Here is a 23,442-nt window from a genome sequence, read left to right as displayed (position 1 = left end):
TCCACTCACCTCCATTCATCCAGAAAATCACGTGCGGCTTGCAAGTATTGCTGGCGTCGCGGATTGCCGAGACGGATCGCCCTTTGATTGGCCAAGATTGGCGTGTACCAATTCTCGGCCATCTCCTCCAGGCCTCGCCTCGCAGACCGATTATCCGTCCTGTAGAGAACCACGCCCGTCAGACCGGGATAGTCTCGTCGGTGCGTGGCGAGACGGGACTGCAGATCCGTGGCCATACCCGTTCGCATCACCGTTCCGTTCTCCGACATCAATGCGTAGATGCCGCCCCTGGCGTTGGGGTCACCGATGGCCTGGTGCGATGGGCTGAGAAGACCCACCGTAGGACATCCGCCGGAATTGTGGACAAGGACCGGAGTCTGCCCCGCCAGCACATAGTACGCGTGGATGTCATCGATGGTGAGGTCGTGTGTGCGCTGCTGCTTGACGTACCGGTTGACTGCGGCGATCCGGATGGGGGTTCCTGAACTGGTCCGCAGGAACTGGCCGGCCTCGAGGTCTCCGGCGTCAACCCAGCTCTCAAGTTCTGGAACCCAGAAGGGGTGGGTGTTGGTGGCGACGATTACGCTCTCGCCATCTCTGGTGGCGACGGTGAGCTCGGTGAATTCTTTGTCGCTCTCCGTGCGTATGGTCTCGATGACCTTCTTGCGTCGGTTTTCCCCGGTCCTTGTATCTGTGGTCAGAATCGTGTCGCCGATTTTGACATCTTCGATCTTCTTGCGACTCCCGTCACCCATGAGAACTTGGGTTCCGGGTATGAAGGAGTGGCACCTCCCAAGAGAGCTGGCCGCATCCTTCGTAGCCCCCTTGGCCGCTCCCTTGGCTGCCCCCTTGATTGCACCGACCCCGCCGAAGGCGATGGAGAGCATGTCGACGAGGCCTTCGCCGTCTTCGTATCCAGGGTTTTTGGTGTCTACCCCGATGGTTCCCATGAGGTCGTCGTAGCCGCGTGCGAGCGACCACTGTTCTGGGAGGACGAGATCGATGGTGGATGCGAATGATCGACCGGCGCCAGCAATCGTGTTCCTGTTGTACACGATCTTGCGGGGTGTCAGGTCTACGACGGTTCCCCAGTTCACGCCAGCTTCCTGTTTGAAGAGGCGCTTTCCGTTCCATTCTTGATAGGCAGTGAACTTCCACCCGGATCCTGTGGGCTGCCAGGTCTCGTGATAATTGGTCGCCACCTCATCGCCATCAGCCCGGCAGGTACTGGTGTTGCCACCACACAGGCCATCGGGGCGAAGTCCTGTGGGGTCACTCTTCGAGACCGGGTTGCCGTTGGCGTAGGTGTACCCGTTCATCTGGAGCGGGTCGGTGGTGTCGATGATGGGGTCGGCGGAGAGGAAACGGCCGGTGTTCTGGTCGTATTCGCGGGCGCCGATGTGGGTGAGGCCGGTGGTGGTGTCGTCGATTCCGACGCCGAGGTAGCCGCGCTTGTTGGGCCAGTTGGCTGGCTTGGCGCCGCGGAATTCTCCGTAGGGCTTGACCGCGCGGCGGGTGACGGGCTGGGTGCCACCGGCTTCGACGGTGGTGTGGGCGGTTCCCAGGTGGTCGGTGAGGAGGACGTTGAGTTTGTGGCCGGTGGTGGATTGGTTAGTGGTGGTGCGGACGACGGTGGGTGCGCCGGCCTGGCCGTAGGCGCGGGAAGCGCGAGTGATGAGCCCGACGGAGTCGGTGGTGAGTTCGGTTTCGCCGAGGTACAGGGTGCTGCCGGTGGGGGAGTCTTCGAGAATGCGGTTGCCGTCGGCGTCGTAGACATAGGTGGTCTTGACGCCGTTGGCCGTGTTCGACTCGAGCTTCTGCTCGGATGTCCACTGCAGGGACTGGTCCGGGGTGGCGCCGCCGGGCAGGTCGCGGGTTTTGGTGGTGCCGGTGGGGTTGTAGGTGTAAGTGCTGCCCTTGCCGGCGAGCGTGGAGTCGACGGAGGTGAGGGTGTGGGGCTGGGCGGTGCTGTGGTTGTAGGTGTAAGTGACGTTCTTGCTGGTGTCGCCGGCCGGGTCGTGTTCGGTCATGCTGGCACGGTTGCCGACCCAGTCGTAGATGAAGGACTGCCGGTAGGCGGCCGAGCCGGTGACGGCGGTGCCAGAGGCGACAGTGCCGGTGAAGGGTGCCGTGTTGGCGAGACCGGCGGGTGCCACTCCTGCCTGGTGGGGGGCGTCGGCGACCGGGCCGCTGGAGGAGGTTCCGTCGGTGCGGTGGCCCCAGGTGGCTCCTGAGTCCGACTTGCAGCCGGTTCCCTTGCCGTCGGCCTTGATGTTCGAGGTCCAGACGTTGACCAGTTCACCCATGACGTCATAGGTGAAGCACTGGTTGTCCCAGGTCGTGAGGGTGGATGTCACCGCGTCCTGTCGGGCGCTCGCGGTGATCATGCCGGAGGTGTCGTAGGCGTAGCCGGTGTCCGAGATGCGGTGGGGGCCGGCGGTCTCTCGGTCGGTCACCGTGTGCTGGAGGCGGCCGGTGTGCTCGTCGATGAAGTTGGTCGTCCAGATGCGGTAGGGCTGAGCGCTGGAGACAGAGCGCAGGACTTCGCCGTAGGGCGAGTACGTGGCATCCGAGGTGTACCAGGCGGTGCCGGAGGTGGACTCGGGCAGGCCGTCTTCGTTGTAGCGAGTGATGACCTTCTCCGCCGCCAGGCCGCCCTTGGCGGGCAGCGTGACGGAGAGCGGCTTGCCAGTGAGCGTGTAGGTGTAGCTGTAGGCGTACGTGCCGGACAGGCCGGTGGTCATGGTGTTGGCGGGGATGACCACCTGGCGGCCGGTGGGCCGGTACTCGGTGTCGTAGCCGGTGACTTTGGTGATGTAGTCGCCGGTGGCGGTGCGCCGTTTGGACTCGGACGGAAGCCCGAGTGCGCCGGCCGGGTCGTAGGTGTACTCCTTGACCGGTGTGGTCAGTTTCGAGCCCTCGCGTACCGCGGTGGCACGGCCGAGGACGTCGTAGTCGGTGTAGGTGTACTGGCCGAGGGCATCGGAGACGATGTTGGGGCGGTCGGCCTGGTCGTACTCGGTCTCTGTGGTGCCCGTGTCCGGGTCGGTGGCCGAGGTGACGCGACCGCGGGCGTCGTAGATGTAGGTCCAGGCGTTGCCGGCGGGGTCGGTGATCTTGTCGCGGTTGCCGCGCTTGTCGTAGCCGTACGTGGTGGTGCGGTACTTGCCGGTGCCGGTGTGGTGCCTGATGTTGGTGACGCGGCCCAGGGCGTCGGTGGCCGTGGTGGTCGTGGGGACGGTGGAGCCGGCGGGGTCGACAGCGATGCTGGTGTCACCGTAGGTGGTGGTGGTCCAGGCCTGGCGGTTCTGCCCGTGGTACGGGATCTGTCTGACCGGGCGTTCCATGCCGTCGTAGACGGTCTTGACACGGCTCTTGACATGTGTCGGGGAATTGACCTGGAACAGGTCGGTCGCGGGTTCGCCCTTGGCGAGGTAGCCGCTGGTCTGCTCGGAGACCAGGCCGTGGTCGTTGTAGTAGGTGTCGGTGACGATGCGTCCGGGGCCGTGGGCCTCGGACTGTGTCTGGACCTGGCGCATGAGGCCGTCGTAGAGCGTGACCTGGCGGGCTTGGGTGCCGTCGTCCTTGAGGGCCTTGACGGTGGCAGCCGCAGGGTTGGTCTTGCCGTCGGAGCCGACGGTCGCGGTCTGGTAGGAGATCTCGACGTTGGGAGTCTGGGTACCGGCGGAGCGTGAGGGGGACCAGCCCTTGGTGAGGCGGCCGAGGTCGTCGTACTCGGTGCGGGTGATACGGCCGTTGGGGTCGGTGACCGTCAGCGGCAGCGCGCGGCCGGGGTCAAAGGTCGTGGTGGTGGCGTGGCCCTTGGCGTTGATCGTCTTGACGGAGGTGACCGGGCCTCCGGCGTCGCCGGGGGTGTACTGGGTTTCGATCTTGCCGCCGTCGGGCTTGGTGACGGTGCGGATGCGGCCGAGTGGGTCGTAGGTGGTGGTCGTGGTGATGGAGTGGGTGGTGCCCATGCCGTCGGTCTCATCGACGTCCGTGACCAGGCCCTTGGTGGGGGTGGCGCCGTGGGCGAGGTGGTCGTAGCGGGTTTTGATCGAGCCCTTGAGTTCGGTGGCGGGATCGGCGTTGGCGTGGTCGGCGCAGGTGGTGGCGGTGGTGCGGATACTGCTGGGGAGTCCGATCAGCCACGCGTCGGTGTTGTGGATGTAGGCCGTCTTAGCGCAGGTGGGTTCGGAGAGGGTTTCGCTGGTGCCGTTGTGCGTGACGACGGCGGTCTCGACTGCGGTGGGCATACCGTGTGTCGCGTCCCGGTCGAGGGTGGTGGTGCGGACGCCGCGCCAGCCGCTGCCGACGGCCTGGATGGTGTCCGTCTTCTTGACGCTCGTGCGGTAGGCGCGCAGGGCAGCGAGGGCGGTGCCGTTCTCGGCATGCCGGGGGCGTGAGGCGGTCTCGACCGCGGCGTCGGGGAAGCTTCGTGTTCGGTTCTTGAAGGCCGGTATGGTCTCGGGCTTGTTGTCGAGGTAGGTGCCGGCCTGGTCGGAGTTCAGGAAAGTGAGGGTTTCGGCGGTCATGCCCGCGTACTGAGGGGCGTCGTCGGCGACGAGGACGGTGCCGTCGATGGAGTCCTTGACCTCGCCGCCGATTCCCTGGAAATAGCGGGTCGCAGAGAGCGACTGCGACGGGGGTGCGTGCGGCGGGTCACCGGGCTTCGGGGGGTCCTTGGGAGGTGACGACTTGTTGCCCTTGGTGACGGTGACCTGGCGGTAGCCGCGCCAGTCGCTGTAGGTGCGCAGGGCGGGGCGGAGGAACTCGTCGTCGCTCTGAGCCCAGGCCGGGCCCGTGTAGCCGTACTTGGTCTTGATGGAGGCGCCGAAGATGTTGGCCACCTTGTCGGTCTCGGCGACCGAGTCGACGACGTACTTGTTGAACCACGCCTTGGCGGGGGTCTTCTCCTCGCCGTCGGGGGACCAGCGGACGGGGTAGCAGGTGCCGTTGGCCTTGCCGTTGTCGGTGGCGGGCTGACTGTCGCAGCCGCCGGTGTACTCGACCTGGATATCGGCTCCGGCTTCGGTGGCGATGGTGCCGATGCGGGGCCGGGTGAAGCCGGGGCGCTTGTCGTTGGGCCCGGTGGGGACGAGGTTGGGAAGCTGCTTGTCGGCCTTGAGACGGGTGCGCAGGGGGGACGTGGTTTTGACGACGTAGTGGGCGAAGCTGACGCCGTCCTTGGACTGGGGGGTGCCGGTGGTGTCGCCAGGGCCGTAGCCGGTACGGGTGAGGGAGTTGAGCCAGAGGCCGGGGGCGGTGTCGTACCAGTCCTCGGGGAAGGAGTGGTTGAGGGTGAACGTGTCGACCTTGCTCAGGCCGGTCTGGCCTGCGACGCGAACAGCATTGGTGGTGACGGTCTTGAGACGGATCTGGGTCCAGAAGGACGGGAAGCCGGGGCAGAGTTTGGACTTCTCCGCGCAGTTGAGGGAGCCGGGGGTGTCCCACCAGGGGCGGTAGGCGGTGGGGTCGTTGGGCTTGAAGTTGGTCGCGGCGCAGGCGGTCGTGGACTTCAGGCAGCGCTGGTCGATGCCGAAGGCGACGGTGGCGGACGGCTTGGTCAGGTCGGCTGCGCGGAGGCCGTATTCGATGGTGGTGGGGTAGGCGGCGCGTTCGTAGGACTCGGGGGTGGCGCGCTTGCCGCGAACGGCGTAGTAGTTCGTCTCCTGCTTCCAGTTGACGATCATGACGTTGCCGTGGACGTCCTCGACCTTGTCCAGGCCCCAGCGCCAGGCCTGCTGCCTGGGCTTATTAGTGTCTGGATCCGTGCCGCATCGGGAGTTGGCGAAGGCGGTGTCGTGGCAGGGCTCGCCGGGGTGGTTGCCGAAGACGGGGGCTGTGGAGACGGAGTTGGTGTCGGCGTGGCCGCCGCCCACCTTGTTGAGGCCGAAGTGGTACTTGGTGCCGTCGGTGGTGGTGACGGTCCAGTACTCGCCGTTGTCGTCGCCGTTGGTGCCGCCGGTGTGGCGCTGGACGCGGGTGCCGTCGTCGCGCTGGGGGCGGTAGGTCTCGACGTCGCTTTCGGGATTGCTAGTGGCGGGGGCGTCGCGGACGAGCTCGGTGGTGCTGCCGCCCAGGGACATGACCGCGTTGTAGGACACCCAGCACAGGTCGCTGGTCTTGTCGGCCTTGGCGGTGTTGTTGGGGGTTTCGGTGAGCTCCTGAGTGTCGTCCTTGCAGCTGCGGTAGCGGCGTTCGATGAAGCCGGGGCTGTAGTCCCAGCCTTCGCCGATCCAGGATGCCTGGGGGGAGGAAACGGCAGTCTTGCCGTCGACGGCCTGGGAGTTGTAGGAGAGCGTGACGTTCGGCGCGGGGCCGGCCGGAGTGGGTGGCATGGCCATCGGGTAGGACCAGGTGAACGCACCGGAGGAGCCGCCGGCGGTCCACTTGCCGCTGGAGGCCAGCGGGGTGGCCTTGAAGGATCCGCCGGGTCCGGAGCCAGAGTCGACGGCGCCGATGACGGCCTTGTCTCCGCCCGTGGCGGTGGGGGTGGCGGTGGTGTAAGAGGCCTGCATGATCGCCGGGCCGGACGGGCTGGTGGAGGCTGCGAAGGCGGGGGTGACGGTGCCGTCGGCTGCGGTGTCGACCGTGGCCGTCACGGTTTGGCTGACGGGGTCGTTGACGGTCTCGAGTTCCTCGTACTCCTGGCACGCCTCCGCAAGTGGCGTGGTGAGGTAGCACTCGGGGAACTGGACCAGACGCAGCCGGGAGGCCCAGTCGGCTCCGTGGAGGTTTACGAAAGCCTCGTACTGCAGGCCGACGGAAAGGGGTACGGAGCCGGTGGCGGGGGCTTGGACGGTGACGAGGGCACCGACCTTGAAGGCTTCTTCGACGCCCTTGCTGATCTCGGCGGCGCGATCGACAACGCTGAACTGCCAGGTGCCGGTGGGCGCGGGCTGACCAGCTGCCTGCCCAGCAAGGATGGGGAGAGTCGGGATCTGGGTGAGACCGCCCGTCTCGGCCGCCGTCGCCGACGTGGTGGTAGTCATCGAGGCCGGGCTGACGGCGGAACCGAAAGTGAACGGCTCGGTGTCGGCGGCCGGGGTCGTCGTGGTGCCAGCGGGTGCCTGCTGCAGGTCAGCGGGGACCTTGACCTTGAGCGCCTCGAGAGTCTTCTCGAACGTCTCGCCATCGATGGGCTTGTCGAGCTCGATGGCTTCGAGTTCGAGGGGCTCGGCGGCGATGGTCTCGCGTCCAGTCTCGACGTTCGCCGGGTCTGGTGGCAGGGCCAGGGACTGGGCGGGCAACAGCCCCACCAGCAGTGCGGCCCCCAGGGCGGGTATGACCATGCGGTGGGCCCGACGGCGGGCGTGGCGATGGCGAGCGAACAAGGTGAGGTACCTCCGGACCACTTGGAGCGGCAGCCGGAGACGCACCGCAGGTGATTGCACTTCAGATCCCGCAGATTCTGCGTGCACTTGGTGAAGGAATTCCAGAGATGGTGCATACCGCGTGACTATTGTCACGGGACTTAATCGACTGTGTGTGGATAGACGGTCCACTGCTGGGCTTCATCTGACATTCACCCAGGTCAGCACAGGAAATACGCCAGAAGAACGTGATCTGTGCATTCAGTTACGAAGTAACTGATCGTGATGATCTTTCATCCTGGTTTCCTACGATCCATCCCGTAGAGGCAGGGGTCGAACCTGCCGAACGTGGCTTTCACACCCTCGCGGTTAGCGTCCGCGGGCGGCACATGGAAGGTCCGGCCGGCTTCCGGTGCAGGGTGACGTACCAGGGTTGATGGGTCATCATCGGCTCGCCCAGCCATGCCTGCGCGGAATGGTGCTCCGAATCGGACTCCCTCGCTCATGACGTCATGGCCGGCTTCGTGGTTTCAGCCGGTGCCGTGAGAGCCCGGAACGCTGGGAAAAGGGGTCCTCACCCGATGAGACAGACATGGCAGCGGCCCGCGGCCCGGCGCGTGAGCGCCATGGTGGTCGCGGCCGCGCTCGCCGCGGGCGGCATCACCTACGCGGGTTTCCAGGCGGCTGGCCCTGCCGGCGAGGCGACGACCCTGCCGGCAGACGGCAGGAGCGAAGACCGCAAGCCGAAGACGCAGCCGGTGAGCCAGGCCGCAGCGGCCTCGTTGGCCCGCAGGACCGGCAAGCCGGTCGAGGCCACGGAGCTTCGGACCGCCCGCTCGACGACGTGGGCGCGTCCGGACGGGCTGATGACGAAGAAACTGTACGCCTCGCCGGTCTGGGCCAAGGGCGGCCAGGAGTGGAAGGCGATCGACACCACACTGAAGCGGACAGGCAAGGGCTGGGCGCCCTCGGCCACGAACACCCGCGTGGTGTTCTCCGGCGGCAGCGCCGGTGGCGAGCAGCGGGCGTCCCGTGGGCAGGTGCGCCGGATCTCGCTCGTCAAGGGCCTGAAGGCTGAGACGGAGCCGGGCAGTCCGCTGGTCACGCTCACCGTCGGCGGCACGGTCGAGATCCCCGAGCTCCACGAGATCCAGCTGACCTGGCCGGGCCCCGTGCCCGCGCCGGTCATCGACGGCTCACGGGCTCTGTATCCGGAGATCTTCCCGGGTGCTGATCTGGTCCTGACGGCCGAGGACGACGGGTTCGCCCAGCTCCTCGTCCTGAAGAACCGCCAGGCCGCCGCAGACCCACGGGTCGCGCAACTGACGTACGGGCTTGCATCGCCCACACTTACCTTCCGCCTTGACCCGGAGTCCGGCATCGTCGCCGCCGAGGACCTCGACGGGCAGGAGGTCGCCCTGTCGCCGACTCCGCTCATGTGGGACAGCAGTGGCGCCCCGGCCGTCACCGATGGTGAACTCGGCGCGTCCTCCCAGCCGACCGCCTCGGAGTCCCCCGAGACGCCGCCCGCCACGAGCACCGCCCCGGAGCCGAGCCCCAGCACGAGCTCCGAGGCACTCGCCGACGACAACGTCGACCCCGAAGCCGAGGCCCTGCCCACCGCCACGGACGAAGCCGCCCCCACCCTCACCGACGCGCCCCTCCCGACCGCACCGGCCGAGCCGACACCCGCGCCCTCGCAGACCGGCGACGCCGCCACGCTGAGCCTGCCGCTGCTCAACGGCCCCTCCCCCGAGTCTCGCGGCGACGTGGTCGAAGCCGACCTCGGGGACGGCACCTGGCTGCTCACCCCCAGCCTGGACTTCCTCAACGACCCGGCCACCGTTTACCCCGTCTTCATCGACCCCACGGTCAAGAAGCACACCCAGGACTGGACCACGGCCTACAGCCGGCACCAGAAGGCCACCTTCTTCAACGGCAAGGACTTCAACCCCAGCGGAACCCACGAAGCCCGCGTCGGCTTCGAGTCCGACAGCTGGGGCACCTCCCGGTCGTACTTCAACATCGCGTTCGACAAGAACCTCAAGGGCGCCAAGATCCAGAAGGCCACCCTGCGGATGCTGGAGACGTACTCGTGGTCCTGCAGCGCGCGCGCCATGTCCGTCCACGTCACCAGCCCGATCAGCGGGCGTACCAACTGGAAGAACGCACCCGCCCTGACCGACGCCAACCTGGCCTCGCCGTCACGGAGCTTCGCGCACGGCTACAAGTCGGGATGCCGCGACGAGTACGAGACCTTCGACGTGAGGGGGGTCGCGCAGAAGGCCGCTGACCAGGGCAAGAGCACGATGACCTTCGGGCTGCGGGCCCGCGACGAGAAGTCACAGTTCTCGTGGAAGAAGTTCCAGGCCGACGGCGACAACGCCCCCGTACTGGAGCTGACCTACAACCGGCCCCCGACCCCTCCCACCAGCCTCGATCTCGGCCCCGACTTCAAGTGCACCACCACGCCCCCTTACGTCAGGGTCGGCTCCTCCAGCATCACCTTCACCGCCAGATCCACAGATCCCGACGCAAACCTGGACTACCTCGACTTCACCATGTGGCCGACCAACAAATGGTCCACCACCGGCGACATGCTCAAGTCCACAGGCACCGTCTCCGTCGGCGCCGACACTGACGCCGCCACACGCACCACGTCGGGCTTCTCCACCAGCGGCCTAGTGCACAACACCGTCTACTCGTGGTCCGTGCGGGCCGTCGACGCCGCCGGCAGCACGTCGGCGTACAGGCCGACGGTGCCTTGCCGGTTCATCTGGGACGAGGTGGCCCCTAGGGCTCCCCGGGTCACCTCCACCGACTTCCCCAACGCCGACGGAAGCGACGATGCCTTCGGGAACGAGCCCGAGGACTCCAACTGGTCGAAGATCAAGTTCGGCGCCGCCGGAACCTTCAAGTTCCAGGCCCTGGACACCGACGTCATCCGATTCGAGTACGGGTTCAACGCCAACAGCTACCCCTACCCCGTATCCCGGACCGCCGGCGCCCCCACCACGACGATCACCACCCTCTCGGGCGCCAAGCCCCCCGCCGCCGGGCCCAACGTGCTGTACGTGCGGACCGTCGACGGAACCGGTCACGTCTCCGAACCCACGAAGTACTTCTTCTACGTCACCCCCCGCGACCAGGCAGACAGCGCCGGCGACTTCACCGGCGACCAGCACCCCGACCTGCTGGCGATCACCGCGGGCGGCAACCTCCGCCTCTACCCCTCACATGCCGACAGGACAGACCCACTCCTCCTCAAGGGCAACGGAGACCTCGACTTCTCCATGTCAGGTGCATACCGCGAGAACCCGGCAAAGGACCCCAACGGCGGCGACACCCAACAAGCATTCATCGCCCCCGTCTCCAACCACTTCTCCGGCGCCCTGATCACCCACAACGGCGACTTCTACGGCGGCGACGGCCTCCAAGACCTCATCGCAGGTGTCGACGCAAAGCTGTGGGTCTACCCCGGCGACGGCTACGGCGCCGTCAACATCACCAAGCGCCGCGAACTCCTCCTCCCCCCCAACGCACCCACCAACACCACCTACACCTACACCCAGCTCCTCGCCACCGGAGACGTCACCGGAGACGGGCGCCCCGAAGTGTTCGCCACCGTCGGTGACCAGCTCTGGGTCTTCGTCGGCTACACCGGCGCCGCCTTCACCGAAGCCCGCATGCTGACCAGCTCCCCCTGGGCCGACCGTGACCTCGTCACGGTCGCCGACATCGGCGGCGACGGCGTCCCCGACCTGCTCTTCCGCAGTGAGGAAACCGGGCGCGGCCTGCTCCTGCGACACGGCAAGCCCGGCACGGGCGGCGGCGTCGACCTGGACTCGCTGGCAACAGCCGCTGGCTCCAAGACCGGCAAGGACGAGACCTACGGAACCGGCGGCTGGAACAAGGCGTCCATGCCCAAGATCATGGGAACCCCCGACGCCCACGGCGGCAGCGAGGACAGCGACGGCATCCCCGACATCTGGGCAGTCGCATCCGACGGATACCTCTACTTCTACCCCGGCGGCCGCACCGCACACGGAACCCGCTTCGCCGCCAGCGGCGTCGGCTGGAGCAGCAACCGCGCCATCGGCTGACCACAACCAGGGCAGGGCCCGCCACAAACGGCGGGCCCTGCCCCATACCCGGCGGCCGGACCGTGGACGCCTGCGCCCAAAGGTGCGTCACTACGCAACGTAACTGCGGGCAGCGGACGGACATGGGCCAGGACGCGGGGAGCCGCAGCGATCCTGCGCAGCGATTCGGGCCGCTGACGGGTAGAGCTCTTCCTGAGTTCCGCGGGTGCGGCAGGTGCGAGGGACGCAGAAGAAGCGGTGCGGCGAACGCCGCACGGTCCCTCGGTCGAGCAGGATCGAGGGGGATGCAGCCGGATGGAAACGGATAGAAATGTCCGGCCCTTTTGCATCGTCGCAGGTGAGACGCGTCACTGAAATGGGTTCGAGTCCCACCCGCCCCACCATCGAAAAACGTTCTGACCTGCGAAAACGCCCCTGGAGGGGTGTTTTCGCGTGCAGCGATCGCCTCGCATCGGTGCAGCGAAACGGGCGTTGCCGGCCTGTCTCGCTGGCTCTGCGCCTTCTTGACCTGGGGTTTTGGGTGGAGCGTAGATGTGCAGCCGAGTCGATGCTCCCACGGCGATCCCACGGCTCCTGCGTGTGACACGCCGCACACTGCGCCGAATATCTGCACCCTTGTCGACGCTCTGTCGGTCAGGCGGGCGGACGCTTGTCGGCAGGGGTGCCGGGGGCCGTTGCGATGACGGGGGTTCGCCACCCTCCTCTGCACGCGCTTCAGCGCGGTCCCGAGAGTCCTGCGTCATCGTCTCGACGCCCTCGCCAATGCCCAGACTCACTGGAGCGGTTGCGCGCCCCGGACCGCGGACTCGGCCCAAGGGGCTGGCGGGCACCGCCCGCGGCGTCGCAGGCGGGGCGCATCTTGCCACCTGCGCCGGCCCCGCCTCGCCACGAAATCGTCCGGCCCGTCGGCCCGCGGCGAAATCGGCCCGGAGGAGGGAACCGGCAGCCCGAACGCGCGGGGTTTTGCTACGCCTTCGCCGCAGGAACGCCGACACCCCGTCCCGCGCCTTCTGCAGCCAGGGACGAGGGCCCGCGGTAGTGACCGACGCGTCCGTAGAGCCGGTCTCGGGCTCCTGCGTCTCGAACGTCAGTCTCGTCGCCGGGGTGGGCAGCCTGCCTGGAATGGACCGTCACAGAATGCGATTGCCTTCGATAACCACATGATCCCGTGGCTCGGAGAGCTGTCAGTCTCCGACCGAGGGGAGAAGCTCATCCGCGATCGCGACAGTCGGTGGATCCTGGATCTCCAGGCCGGGCGGCCGGGCCCCCTTCATCCTCCGGGCACGGAGCGCCGCAAGTACGCGGCGAAGACGATCGCCAACCTCCACGGCCTGCTCTACAGCGTCCTCCAGTCCGCCGTGGACGCCGACCCGTCTCTCCGTGACGCGAACCCTGCGCGCACACCAAGCTGCCCAAGGGGGACCACACGGAGGACGACGAGGTCTTCCTGGAGCCCGAGGAGTACGGTGCCACTCGTCACGTCAGTCATCAACTGCCGCTCTCTACCTGGGAGTTACACCGTTCGCGCTACAGTCCCGGTGACTCCGATGACGCAGGTAGCCGCGGGTTTCGCACGGTGTCGTAGGAAACCTTAGCGGCACGGAGGTCACCCCCGTTAAGGTCGATTGAGGATCACGCAGACGTACTGGTGAGAGACGTGGACGGCATCGAGGCTTGAGTGCCGGGTGCGGTCCACTTGGAAGGCGGATAGGTCACATGAGTGCAGGTGGTTCTACGGTGGACCCCAGACTGGTACGCCTCGCTCAGCAGTCCAGGAACTTCGGTTTCCTCCTGGCTGACCTTCCGCTCCTCGTGGCCTACGGGGCCGCTGCTGAGAGCCACGTCTTCGACGATCCCAATACCTCCTTGATCAAGTCGCGGCAGTTCGGCGAAGCCCTTGCGGAGGAGCTGGTGAGCCGGGGCCGGGTTCGCGTCGAGGGAAGTACTCAGTTCGACCGTCTCAAGGCCTTGGATCGAGAGGGCTACCTTCACGGCGACGTCGGTAACGCCTTCCACGAGGTCCGCACACTCGGCAACGACGCCAATCACAAGGGCCACGACAGCGCCGAAGACGCTTTCCGTGCCTTGCGGACCTGCTTCCGTCTCGGCGTCTGGTACCACCGTCTGCTCACCGGATCCCGGGAGCAGCTCACCTTCGTACCGCCGAGCCCGGACCGAACGCCGGCCGCCAGGAACGCCCGGCTAGCGGACGATATCGCCGCTGCCCGCAAGGCACTCGAAGAGGCCCGGCTGAGCTACCGGGATCAGGCATCCCAGGCGCAGGTCGAGCAGGCTGCGCGAGCCGCTGCCGAGCGCGAGCTCGCCCAGGCTCAGGCCGAGCGCGAGGAGCTGGCTCGCCAGGTCGCCGCTATGCAGGCTCAGCTGGCGGCCATCGAGACGGCGGCTGGCCAGGAGCGCGCTCACCGGCACCGTGCCGATGCCACCAGCACAGCCGCCGCCTCGGCTGCGGTCGCAGAGCGCGCTCGCTTGCTTGACAACGCGGAGCAGGCATCCCGAGAGCCCCTGACCGAGGCACAGGTCCGTTCCAAGCTCGACGAGATGCTGACGCAGGCCGGCTGGTACGTCCAGGACGCCGCATTCGGCCTCAATCTCCACGTTCAGGGTGACCGGCGCGGCAGCGGAGTCGCCGTACGCGAGGTGACCACGGCACGGGGCCGAGCCGACTATGCCCTTTATGTAGAGGCAAAGCTCGTCGGCGTCATTGAGGCCAAGCGAGAAGGCGCTGACCTCACAGCAGCGGAAACTCAGGCCAATGGATACGCCGACCATCTCACCGACGCGCAGCAGCGCTTGGTCGCCTGGCGCACCCCACTGCCGTTCCGATACGTGAGTGATGGCGGCGAGACTCGCTTCCGGTCCACTCTCGACCCGGATTCCCGTACGCGCCGGATCTTCTCCTTTCACCAGCCACGTACCCTGGCGCGCTGGATGCGCCAAGCCGACGAGGACCCGCAGGCTCCCAGCTACCGGGCTCGGCTGCAGCTTCGGATGCCCGAACTCGACGAGCGCCCCTTGCGCCCCGCTCAGATCACCGCCGTTCAGGGGGTGGAGAACTCTGTTGCTCTCGGCAGGGGCCAGCACGGCATGGGACAGTCCCGTTCTCTCGTTCAGATGGCCACCGGCGCGGGCAAGACGTTCACAGCGGTCACGTTCTCCTACCGCATGCTCAAGCACGCCCGCGCTGAACGGGTGCTCTTCCTCGTCGACCGCAACAACCTGGGCGCACAGGCCTTCGCGGAGTTCGAAAACTTCACCACCCCGGATACCTACCGCAAGTTCGCCGACCTCTTCAACGTGCAGCGGCTCGGTGCGGAAGGGATGCTCGCCTCTTCGAAGGTTGTCATCTCCACCGTGCAGCGCCTCTACATGGAGCTCACCGGCCGCAACCTTCCCGACGCGGCCCCTGAAGGTGAGGGCGACGAAGCGGACCTGCCGTACGACGTGCCCGGCGACATAGAGGTCGGCTACAACGCCACCATCCCCCCCGAAGCCTTCGACCTGATCATCGTCGACGAGTGCCATCGTTCCATCTACGGCAAGTGGCGCTCGGTCCTGGAGTACTTCGACGCCCCGATCGTCGGTCTCACCGCCACCCCGGTCGCCCAGACCTTCGGCTACTTCAACGGCAACCTGGTCAGCGAGTACACCTACCGGGAAGCCGTCGCCGACGGAGTCAACGTCGACTTTTCCGTATACGAGATCGAAACGCGGATAACCGTCCAGGGCGGGGTCATCGCGCAGGGCACGGTCCCAGTCCGCGATCGCCGGACCCGTCGTCAGCGGTACGAGGACATCGCTGAGGACATCGAGTACGGCGCGAAGGAGGTCGGCGTCGGCATCATCAGCAAGGACCAGCTGCGAACGGTGATCCAGACCTTCCGGGACCGGCTGTTCACGGAGATCTTCCCGGAACGGGCCAAACGCGATCCGGACACCGGCGCGCTGCTGTGGGACGACATGTACGTTCCCAAGACCTTGGTCTTCGCGAAGAACGACAATCACGCCGAAGAGATCGTCGAGGTCATCCGTGACGTCTTCGGCAAGGGCAACGACTTCTGTACCAAGATCACGCACGCGGCAAGGAAGCCGGCCGAACGGCTCGCCGACTTCCGTAACCTCCCCCAGCTCCGTATCGCGGTCACCGTTGACATGATCGCAACCGGCACCGACGTAAAGCCCCTCGAATGCCTGATCTTCCTACGGGACGTCAAGAGCTGGGCCTACTTCGAGCAGATGAAGGGCCGAGGCGCACGGACGCTCTCCCTCACCGACTTCGAACGGGTGACACCGGGGGTGGGCCCCAAGACCCGCTTCGTCATGGTCGACGCAGTCGGCGTCACACGAAAGCCGAAGGTCGACGCGGCCCCGCTGGAGCGTCACAGCGACAAGCAGATCAGCTTGGAGAAACTGCTCCGCAAGACCGCCGCCCACACGATCGAGGAGGAAGAGGTCTCCACGCTCGCCTCCCGCCTTGCCAAACTCGACCTTCAGATGACGAGCGAGGAACGCGCCGAGATCGAGCGGATCAGCGGTGGTGTCCCGCTGAAGGAGATCGTCCACGGCATGGTCAAGGCGGTCTCGACCGATGAGCAGCTGGAAGCCCGGGAGGCAGCTGAGCGCGTCGGCCGGGACCCCGAACGAGCGGTCCGCGACCTCATCGAGCATGCGCTGAAGCCACTCGCCGCCGCACCGGCACTGCGTACGAGGCTCCTGGAGATGCGCCGCGCCAAGGACATCCTGTACGACGAGAACAGCCGTGACGCCCTGGTCCGGGCGGGCGCGGCCGTCGACGACGAGGAGAGCGCACAGGCCACCGTCCGCGACTGGAAGCAGTACATCGACGACAACCGCGACGAGGTCGCGGCCCTGACTATCGCCTTCGGCGTCGACTCTGACGTCCCGCCCGCCGCCGCCCTGCGCCGTCTTCAAGACGTTGCCCGCAGCGTTGCACGCCCGCCGCGTTTCTGGACCCCAGACACTCTCTGGAAGGCGTACGAGAACGTCGGCGAGGCGCTGGTACGCAAGCACGCCAAGCGCACCGCCGCCGACCTCCTCGCCCTCCTGCGCTACGAACTCGCCGGCGGCGCGGAACGCGGAGTTCCGGCTCCTCGCCCCCACGAAGAGGCTGTACGGGAGCGGTACGCGGCCTGGCTCGCCCGCCAGGAACAGTCCGGTGTCAGCTTCAGCACGCGCGAGCGATGGTGGCTTGACCACATCGTCGGCGCGACCATCGAGCGTGTACGCTTCGACACCGCCGACCTTGACTACGCCCCGTTCACGACACGCAACGGAACGGACGGATTCCTCGCCGAATTCGGCGCGAATCGGGCGGAAGAAATCATTGACGAATTGGACAAGGAGCTGGGCGCGTGACGGACTCGGGCGCGGGGGAATCGGTGGCGAGCGCGCCGGGGGAAGGGCTGCCGGAGGGATGGGTTCGGGCGCGAATCGGGGACCTGTGCGACGTTAATCCGCGAGCGTTTGACGAGGAACCTGGCGATGATGACCTGATCTCCCAGGTGCCGATGGCCTTTGTTGAAGCGGAATCAGGTCGCATGGACGCGTCGACGCAGGTCCGGTTCGGCGACTTCAAGAAGAAGTCGCTGACCAGGTTCCAGGAAGACGATGTTCTCTTTGCGAAGATTACGCCGTGCATGGAGAACGGGAAGATTGCTAAAGCGAAAGGCCTGATTGGTGGTCGAGCGTTGGGAAGCACCGAGCTTCACGTGCTTCGCAGTGCCGGGGGTGTTCTTCCTGAGTATCTGATGCATTATCTCCTTCAGCGAAACGTGCGACGTGTCGCCGAGCAGCATATGGCTGGTGCAGTAGGGCAGCGTCGAGTTCCACGGTCTTACCTGGTTGGCATGGAGATTCCCGTCCCCCCTCTCCCCGAACAGCGCCGAATTGTCGCAAAGCTGGACGAACAGCTTGCCCATATCGAGGCTGGGGAGGCCTCGCTTCGTGAGGTGGAACGCCTCGCAGATGAATTCTCTCGGGCTTTGCTGCGAGAGGCTTTTAGTGGCCGTCTCGTGGCCGATGACTTTTCGGAAGGAAAAGCCGAGGACCTAGTTTCAGGCGAGGCTAGATCTTCCTCTGAGGCATGGGACACTCCCGACAGTTGGATTTGGAGTCGGCTGGGCTCACTGTTTCGCGTTTCGGTGGGATCGACTCCGTCTCGCGGGAATCCAGATTTTTGGAGCGGAGATATTCCGTGGGTAAGTAGCGGAGAGGTCTCATTCAAGAGGATCGGCGAGACGCGAGAGTTTATTTCGATAGATTCGATCTCGAAACCGGAAAATAGGATTCACCCTCCTGGGACGGTGATGCTTGCGATGATTGGAGAAGGGAAAACTCGAGGGCAGTCTGCAATTCTCGATATCCCTGCCGCACACAATCAGAACTGCGCCTCAATTCGAGTTTCTGAGACTGAAATTCTCCCAGAATTTATTTATCAGTTTTTGGTTTCAAGGTATGAAGAGACGCGAACGTCCGCGTCCGGGGGGAACCAGCCAGCCTTGAATAAGGCGAAGGTTGAACGGATCCTTGTGCCCGTACCGCCTCTTGGGACGCAGCGCCGAATCGTGGATAAGCTGGCTGATCTTGAGCAGGAGAGAGCGGCCCTCAGGGCAGTGTTGGCGGAAAGCGATGAACAGGCATCCGCCCTCCGCGGCGCGCTCCTCAACGCTGCCTTCACTGGAGTTCTCGTCCCCCAGGATCCCACCGACGAGCCTGCCTCCGCCCTCCTCGACCGTATCCGCGCCCAGCGTCAGGCAACCGTCAAGCCCGCACGTAAGCGCGCTCTCCGCAAGACCACCAGTAAGCCGGCCTCCTCGGGCCAGGAAGAACTTTCCCTGTGAGTACCGCCGTGAGTAACGACAAGCAGGTTGCACTGGCATCGGCTACCTCCGCCCCAGTCCCGACCTCCACCCTCGTCAATCGTCTCTGGGCGTACTGCGAGCTGCTGCGCCATTCCGGCGTCTCGACGCTTGACTACGTCGAGCAGCTCACGTATCTTCTCTTCCTGAAGATGGCTGACGAGCGCGCCAAGCGCCCCGCCAAGTTCCGCCGCAACGTCCCCGAGGCCCCTCTCGTCCCGGAGGGCCGCGACTGGACGAGTCTGACCACTCGGTCCGCCGAAGCACTGCTCGACCACTACGAGTTCATCCTGAAGGACCTCGGCCAGCGCGGCGGTACCATGCTCGGCGAGGTCTTCACCAAGGCGAGCAACAAGATCCATGAGCCTGCGGTCCTTGAACGCCTGATCAAGGATCTGATTGACCCGCACACCTGGACCAGCGAGAACCAGGACCTCAAGGGCGACGCCTACGAAGGCCTCCTCCAGCGTGGCGCGGAGGACCGTAAGACGGGTGCGGGTCAGTACTTCACCCCGCGTTCCCTCATTGACGCCATGGTCGACTGCGTCCAGCCGAAGATCGGCGAGACGATCACCGACCCCGCCTGCGGCACCGGCGGCTTCCTCATCGCCGCGCACGCGCACATCGCCACCCGCTACGAGGACGAGCTGTACGGCGACGAGGGCCGCAAGCTCCAGACCGGGTCCATCACCGGTTATGAGCTGGTCCGCGAGACCGCCCGCCTCGCTCTGATGAACATGCTGCTGCACGGCATCGGTACGTCTGAGGCCAAGCCGCTGATCACCATTCAGGACTCGCTGGCCAAGCCGATCCATAAGCACTACGACATCGTGCTGGCCAATCCGCCCTTCGGCGTCGGCTCGGTGACCGGCGAGGCGTACACCGCCCGTACCGACTTCTGGGCGCCCACGACTAACAAGCAGCTCAACTTCGTCCAGCACATCTACAACCTGCTGAAGACCAACGGGCGTGGTGCCCTCGTCCTGCCCGACAACGTCCTCTTCGAAGGTGGCGCGGGTACCACGATCCGTCGCAATCTCCTCGACCTGTGTGACGTGCACACCCTGCTCAGGCTTCCGACCGGCATCTTCTATGCCAATGGCGTCAAGGCCAATGTCCTGTTCTTCGACAAGACCGGCCAGCGTTCCGGAGGCCGCCCCGGAACCCGCCAGCTCTGGGTCTACGACTTCCGCACCGACCAGCGCTTCACCCTCAAACAGCGACAGCTCCGCCGTGAGCACCTTGACGACTTCGTCACGGCCTACCACTCCGGTGGTTCCGACTTTTCGGCGCGAAAGCCCAGTGAACGGTTCCGTGCGTTCGATTACGATGAGTTGATCGCTCGCGACAAGGTCAATCTGGACTTGACGGTGCTTCAGTCCGCGTCCTCCTCCGGCACGGTCTTCGCGTCCCCCGACGTGATCGCCCAGGAGATTGTGGACGAACTGGAGACGGCTCTGGCCCAGTTCACCGCGGTAGCCCGTGCGCTCAAGCCGAGTGCGCAGGCCGTGGACGACAGCATCACCCAAGGCGAAGAAGCACCAGAGCGGTAAGCCGCCGTCACCTGAGCGGGTCGATGGGGCCCGTGAGGCTCAGGCCCGCTCGGGGCACGACGGAAGGCAGGGCGAAGCATGACGGACGGGCGGGGCATCAGCCGGGGAGCGGCGGGGGAGCCGCAGGAAGGCGACTGGACGAGCAGGCGGATAACCGAACGCCTGTGGAAGTTCTACCGGGAGAAGACCAGCACCAAGGCCCTGACTCGCCTCGAGTTCGTCGAGCACATCGCCTACCTGCTCTTCCTCAAGATCGACCATGAGCACACCCTGCGCCCCGGGCGGTTCGCCAAACTGCCTATCGCCCCAGCCGGCACCTGGCCCAAACTCACCGACCTCAACGGCGAGGACCTGCACACCTTCCTCACCCGCCTGTTCCGTGAGCTCGGCGCGCCCAACCCGGTCGACCCGCGCAGGGCCACCGCGAGCGTCCTCTTCTGTGACGCCCAGCCCTGGAACATCGACCGGACGTCCGAGCTTAGACGCCTCATCGTCGAGGAGTTCGCCCCGTACCAGTGGACCGCTGTCCCCCAGGGCGCCCTCGGAGAGGCCTTCTCCTCCATGCTCGCCGAGTGTCGCGAGGACTTCCTCACCAAGCGGCAGACCGGGCAGATCCTCACCCCGCCGCCGCTTCTCGCCGTCGTCGCGAAAGCGCTCGCCGTCACGGGCGAGGACAGAGTGATCGATCCGGCCGGCGGCCTCGGCAGCGCGCTCATCGCTGCACACCGAGAGATGGCCGCTTCCGGCACGTACGTCGACTCGACGGCCATCGCGGCCGCCGACATCGACGCCCAGATGTGCCGGTTCGCCACCATGAACATCCTGCTCAACACCGGACGCGTCCTCTCGGACATGCCGCCGGTTTTGCGTGCTGACTCCCTCAAGGCCAAGGGCGTCGCCACCCGCCGGTACCACCGGGACGTGGCTGCGACCGTGGCCATTTGCAACCCCCCGTTCAAGAGCGGCGACATCGTTCCCGACACCGACCAGCGCGACGACTTCTGGGCGCAGAAGGCGGACCTGCCGACCAACTTCCTCCAGCACTTAGCCATCACGCTGCCTCAGGGCGCACGGGCTGCGGTCTTCGTCCCCGACGGTGTCCTCTTTGGTAGCGGCGCCGCTGCCACCGTCCGCGAGGCTCTGCTCAAGAACTGCGACGTCCATACCCTGCTGCGGCTCCCCACTGGCATCTTCCACGGCACCAACTCCAGGTCGAGCATTCTCTTCTTCACCAAGTCCGTTCCCCGGCCTACCGGCGAGCCCGCCACGCGCGCGCTGTGGGTGTATGACGCCCGGACCGACAATCACCACACGGACACCGGCAGGCCCCTCACACAGGATGACTTCGCGGACTTCCTCACCGCCTACCGGCCCGGCGAGAGCGACCATCGAGGGCGTATCCCGTCCCCGCGCTTCCGCCAGTACCCGGTGGATGAACTTCTGGAGACGCCGAGTGTCAGTCTGGACCTGAAGGCCAACCTCGCCGCGACCGTCGACGACTTCGGTTCCCCTGGGGAGATCGCCCTGTCCATTGCGGAGCACCTTGACGAGGCGGGCAAGCGCTTCCGCACGGTGGCGGAGAGCCTCGCGTAAGGAAAGTCTTGGTTCCGGCAGGGAACCCGCCGTGCCACTGGGTAGTTCTCTTACGTAGGGTTGCAGCCGCGCTCTGTGGAGTGGTCGGGGAGAAAGCGTGCCCAAGCCTGATCCGGAAGAGTGCCACCAGGACGTCGTGCGGGTCGCGAGGAACCGCGGCCTGGGCGTGACGATCGAGCAGGTGCGGCGGACAGCGACGACGGCACAAGGCCCGGGACGACCATCCAGGAGAGCGCGGAACTACGCGAGGGCCTGGTATCCCGCTCCCGGGCGCGGCACCTCGGTCGACTCCGCTCGTGGCAGAGCGTGACTGTGGTTGCCGAGGCTTCCCGCCGCGCTATTCCCCTTTCCGGCGGCGTCATGCTGATTGCACGACTGCCGCTTCGGCGGGGTCGGGCACGGGGAGGATCGGAGCCCTGAACCCCATGGGGCGCCGGAATGGTGGTGCAGCGAACGCTGCACCACTTCCGATCGAGTAGGACGCAACCGGAGCGAAGCGGGGGTATAAATCGGTCGCTTTGGTAAAGCTGCAGGTGAGAGGCGTCACTTGAATGGGTTCGAGTCCCACCCGCCCCACCGCAGCCCGTGACCGCAGGAAGGATTCCCCTGCGGTCGCGGGCTTCGTCGTTCCCACGGCGCATCCCTGTTGGCCGGGGATTTCGTAGCGACACGCCAACGTCACCCGGATGCTTCGCACCTGTGGTGCGGCAGCGATGCGGTGCGTGGATGCACGGGGGAGCTCGCGGTCCGGGAACGTGCTCGGGGTGGCCGGCGGTGGCGCCGTCGATTGTCCGCAATGTCTGCTGCTTGGTACCGGTGGCTGCGGAACCTGTATAACCGGGCCGCCTTGACGCGTGGCGGTGTGCGCCGCGCTGTTTCGACGAACCGAGGATTGATTTCGTGCTGCGTTCTTCCCGTAGGTATGCGTCCGTGCTGGCCGTCATGGGGGCGACGGCCCTCGTATCGGCCTGTGGAGGCCAGAGCGAGCCCGCCGGTTCCGCGGTCTCCGCCGCGCCCGGTGGCGACCTGGGCGACCATGCGGCGGGGGAAAGTTCTTCGCCGGCGAGTCCGGACGCCTCGCCCTCCGCCTCTGCCTCCACCTCGGCGTCGCCCTCCGCATCCGCATCCGCTTCCACCTCGACCTCACCCTCCGCCTCGGCGTCCTCGTCCGTGTCGCCCTCCGCTTCCCCGTCCGCCTCTGCCAAGCCGTCCGGAAGCGCGGCCTCGACGACGAAGCCCGGGGGTACCACGGTCGGCGGCGGGACGGGCAGCGGGTCCGGGGCGCAGACGTCCGTGCCCGTCGCGGCGCCGGATTTCCCCGTGCCGGTGGAAGTCGGGAACGCGACGCAGGTCATCACGGTCAAGGCCGGTGGCTCGTACGCCACCGTCACCGCGTGGCAGAAGGGTTCCTCCGGCTGGAAGGCGCAGTTCTCCACGAGCGCGGGACGGGTCGGTTCCAAGGGTGTCGTGGACGGCGCGACCCGCCAGCAGAGCACGTACACCACGCCTTCGGGCACGTACACGATCACCGAGGGCTTCGGTGTCGAGTCCGGTGGGACCGCCATGCCGTACACCAAGGTCGATGACCGCCATTGGTGGGTGCAGGACCCGGAGTCGAAGTTCTACAACCAGATGCACACGGCGGAGGGCGCGGACTTTCCGCTCACCGAGTCCGGCGAGCGCGGTAGCGAGCATCTGGTCAACTACCCGACGCAGTACGCCAAGGCGCTGGTCATCAACTTCAACCGGTGGCCCGCCGTGCCCGGCCGCGGTGCCGGGATCTTCCTGCACGTCAACGGCAGCGGTGCGACGGCCGGCTGTGTGTCGGTGCCGCGGGCGACGATGGATCGCTTCATGGGCTGGGTCAAGCCGTCGGCGAACCCGCGGATAGCGATCGGCTGAGTCGCACCGTGCGACGCCAGGCGGCCGGGACCCTGTGGAAGGGTCCCGGCCGCTGGTGTGCGTGATGCCCGTCGTGCTC

The 23,442-nt window shown here is 66.3% G+C and carries 7 protein-coding genes; 6 read left to right on the top strand and 1 reads right to left on the bottom strand.

Annotation, left to right across the window (positions count from 1 at the left end):
* Window positions 1-5: 5 nt before the first annotated feature.
* Window positions 6-7,295 (bottom strand): RHS repeat-associated core domain-containing protein, encoded by a 7,290-nt coding sequence (locus OG361_RS12965; protein ID WP_405862220.1) that lies wholly within the window; start codon window positions 7,293-7,295, stop codon window positions 6-8.
* Window positions 7,296-7,897: 602 nt separating this feature from the next.
* Here OG361_RS12965 and OG361_RS12960 point away from each other — a divergent pair.
* The 6 genes from OG361_RS12960 to OG361_RS12935 all read left to right on the top strand — a co-directional run bounded on the left by OG361_RS12960 (window position 7,898) and on the right by OG361_RS12935 (window position 23,363).
* Window positions 7,898-11,419 carry a DNRLRE domain-containing protein gene (locus tag OG361_RS12960; RefSeq protein WP_405853472.1) on the top strand — a complete coding sequence of 1,174 codons (3,522 nt, stop codon included), beginning with the start codon at window positions 7,898-7,900 and terminating at the stop codon, window positions 11,417-11,419.
* A 1,737-nt stretch (window positions 11,420-13,156) separates the two neighbouring features.
* Entirely contained in the window at window positions 13,157-16,813 is a 3,657-nt protein-coding gene (locus OG361_RS12955) for a DEAD/DEAH box helicase family protein (RefSeq protein ID WP_405853471.1), read from the top strand.
* Entirely contained in the window at window positions 16,810-18,297 is a 1,488-nt protein-coding gene (locus OG361_RS12950; RefSeq protein ID WP_405853470.1) for a restriction endonuclease subunit S, read from the top strand. The genes OG361_RS12955 and OG361_RS12950 overlap by 4 nt, the downstream gene beginning before the upstream one ends.
* A gap of 8 nt (window positions 18,298-18,305) precedes the next feature.
* Window positions 18,306-19,868 (top strand): N-6 DNA methylase, encoded by a 1,563-nt coding sequence (locus OG361_RS12945; protein ID WP_405853469.1) that lies wholly within the window; start codon window positions 18,306-18,308, stop codon window positions 19,866-19,868.
* Window positions 19,869-19,946: 78 nt separating this feature from the next.
* Window positions 19,947-21,461 (top strand): class I SAM-dependent DNA methyltransferase, encoded by a 1,515-nt coding sequence (locus OG361_RS12940; protein ID WP_405853468.1) that lies wholly within the window; start codon window positions 19,947-19,949, stop codon window positions 21,459-21,461.
* A 1,320-nt stretch (window positions 21,462-22,781) separates the two neighbouring features.
* Window positions 22,782-23,363 (top strand): L,D-transpeptidase family protein, encoded by a 582-nt coding sequence (locus OG361_RS12935; protein ID WP_405853467.1) that lies wholly within the window; start codon window positions 22,782-22,784, stop codon window positions 23,361-23,363.
* Window positions 23,364-23,442: the final 79 nt, after the last annotated feature.

Origin of the sequence: Streptomyces sp. NBC_00090, from assembly GCF_045160815.1 — a bacterium.
In the GTDB taxonomy this organism is placed as follows: domain Bacteria; phylum Actinomycetota; class Actinomycetes; order Streptomycetales; family Streptomycetaceae; genus Streptomyces.
Note: the sequence above shows the minus strand (reverse complement) of the source record. Positions and strands in the feature narration are given on the sequence as shown.

Bases quoted from the DNA above. Each gene is read 5' to 3' on its own strand.
- OG361_RS12965 (WP_405862220.1), bottom strand. From the start codon at position 7,295: ATGGTCATACCCGCCCTGGGGGCCGCACTGCTGGTGGGGCTGTTGCCC.
- OG361_RS12960 (WP_405853472.1), top strand. From the start codon at position 7,898: ATGAGACAGACATGGCAGCGGCCCGCGGCCCGGCGCGTGAGCGCCATG.
- OG361_RS12940 (WP_405853468.1), top strand. From the start codon at position 19,947: ATGACGGACGGGCGGGGCATCAGCCGGGGAGCGGCGGGGGAGCCGCAG.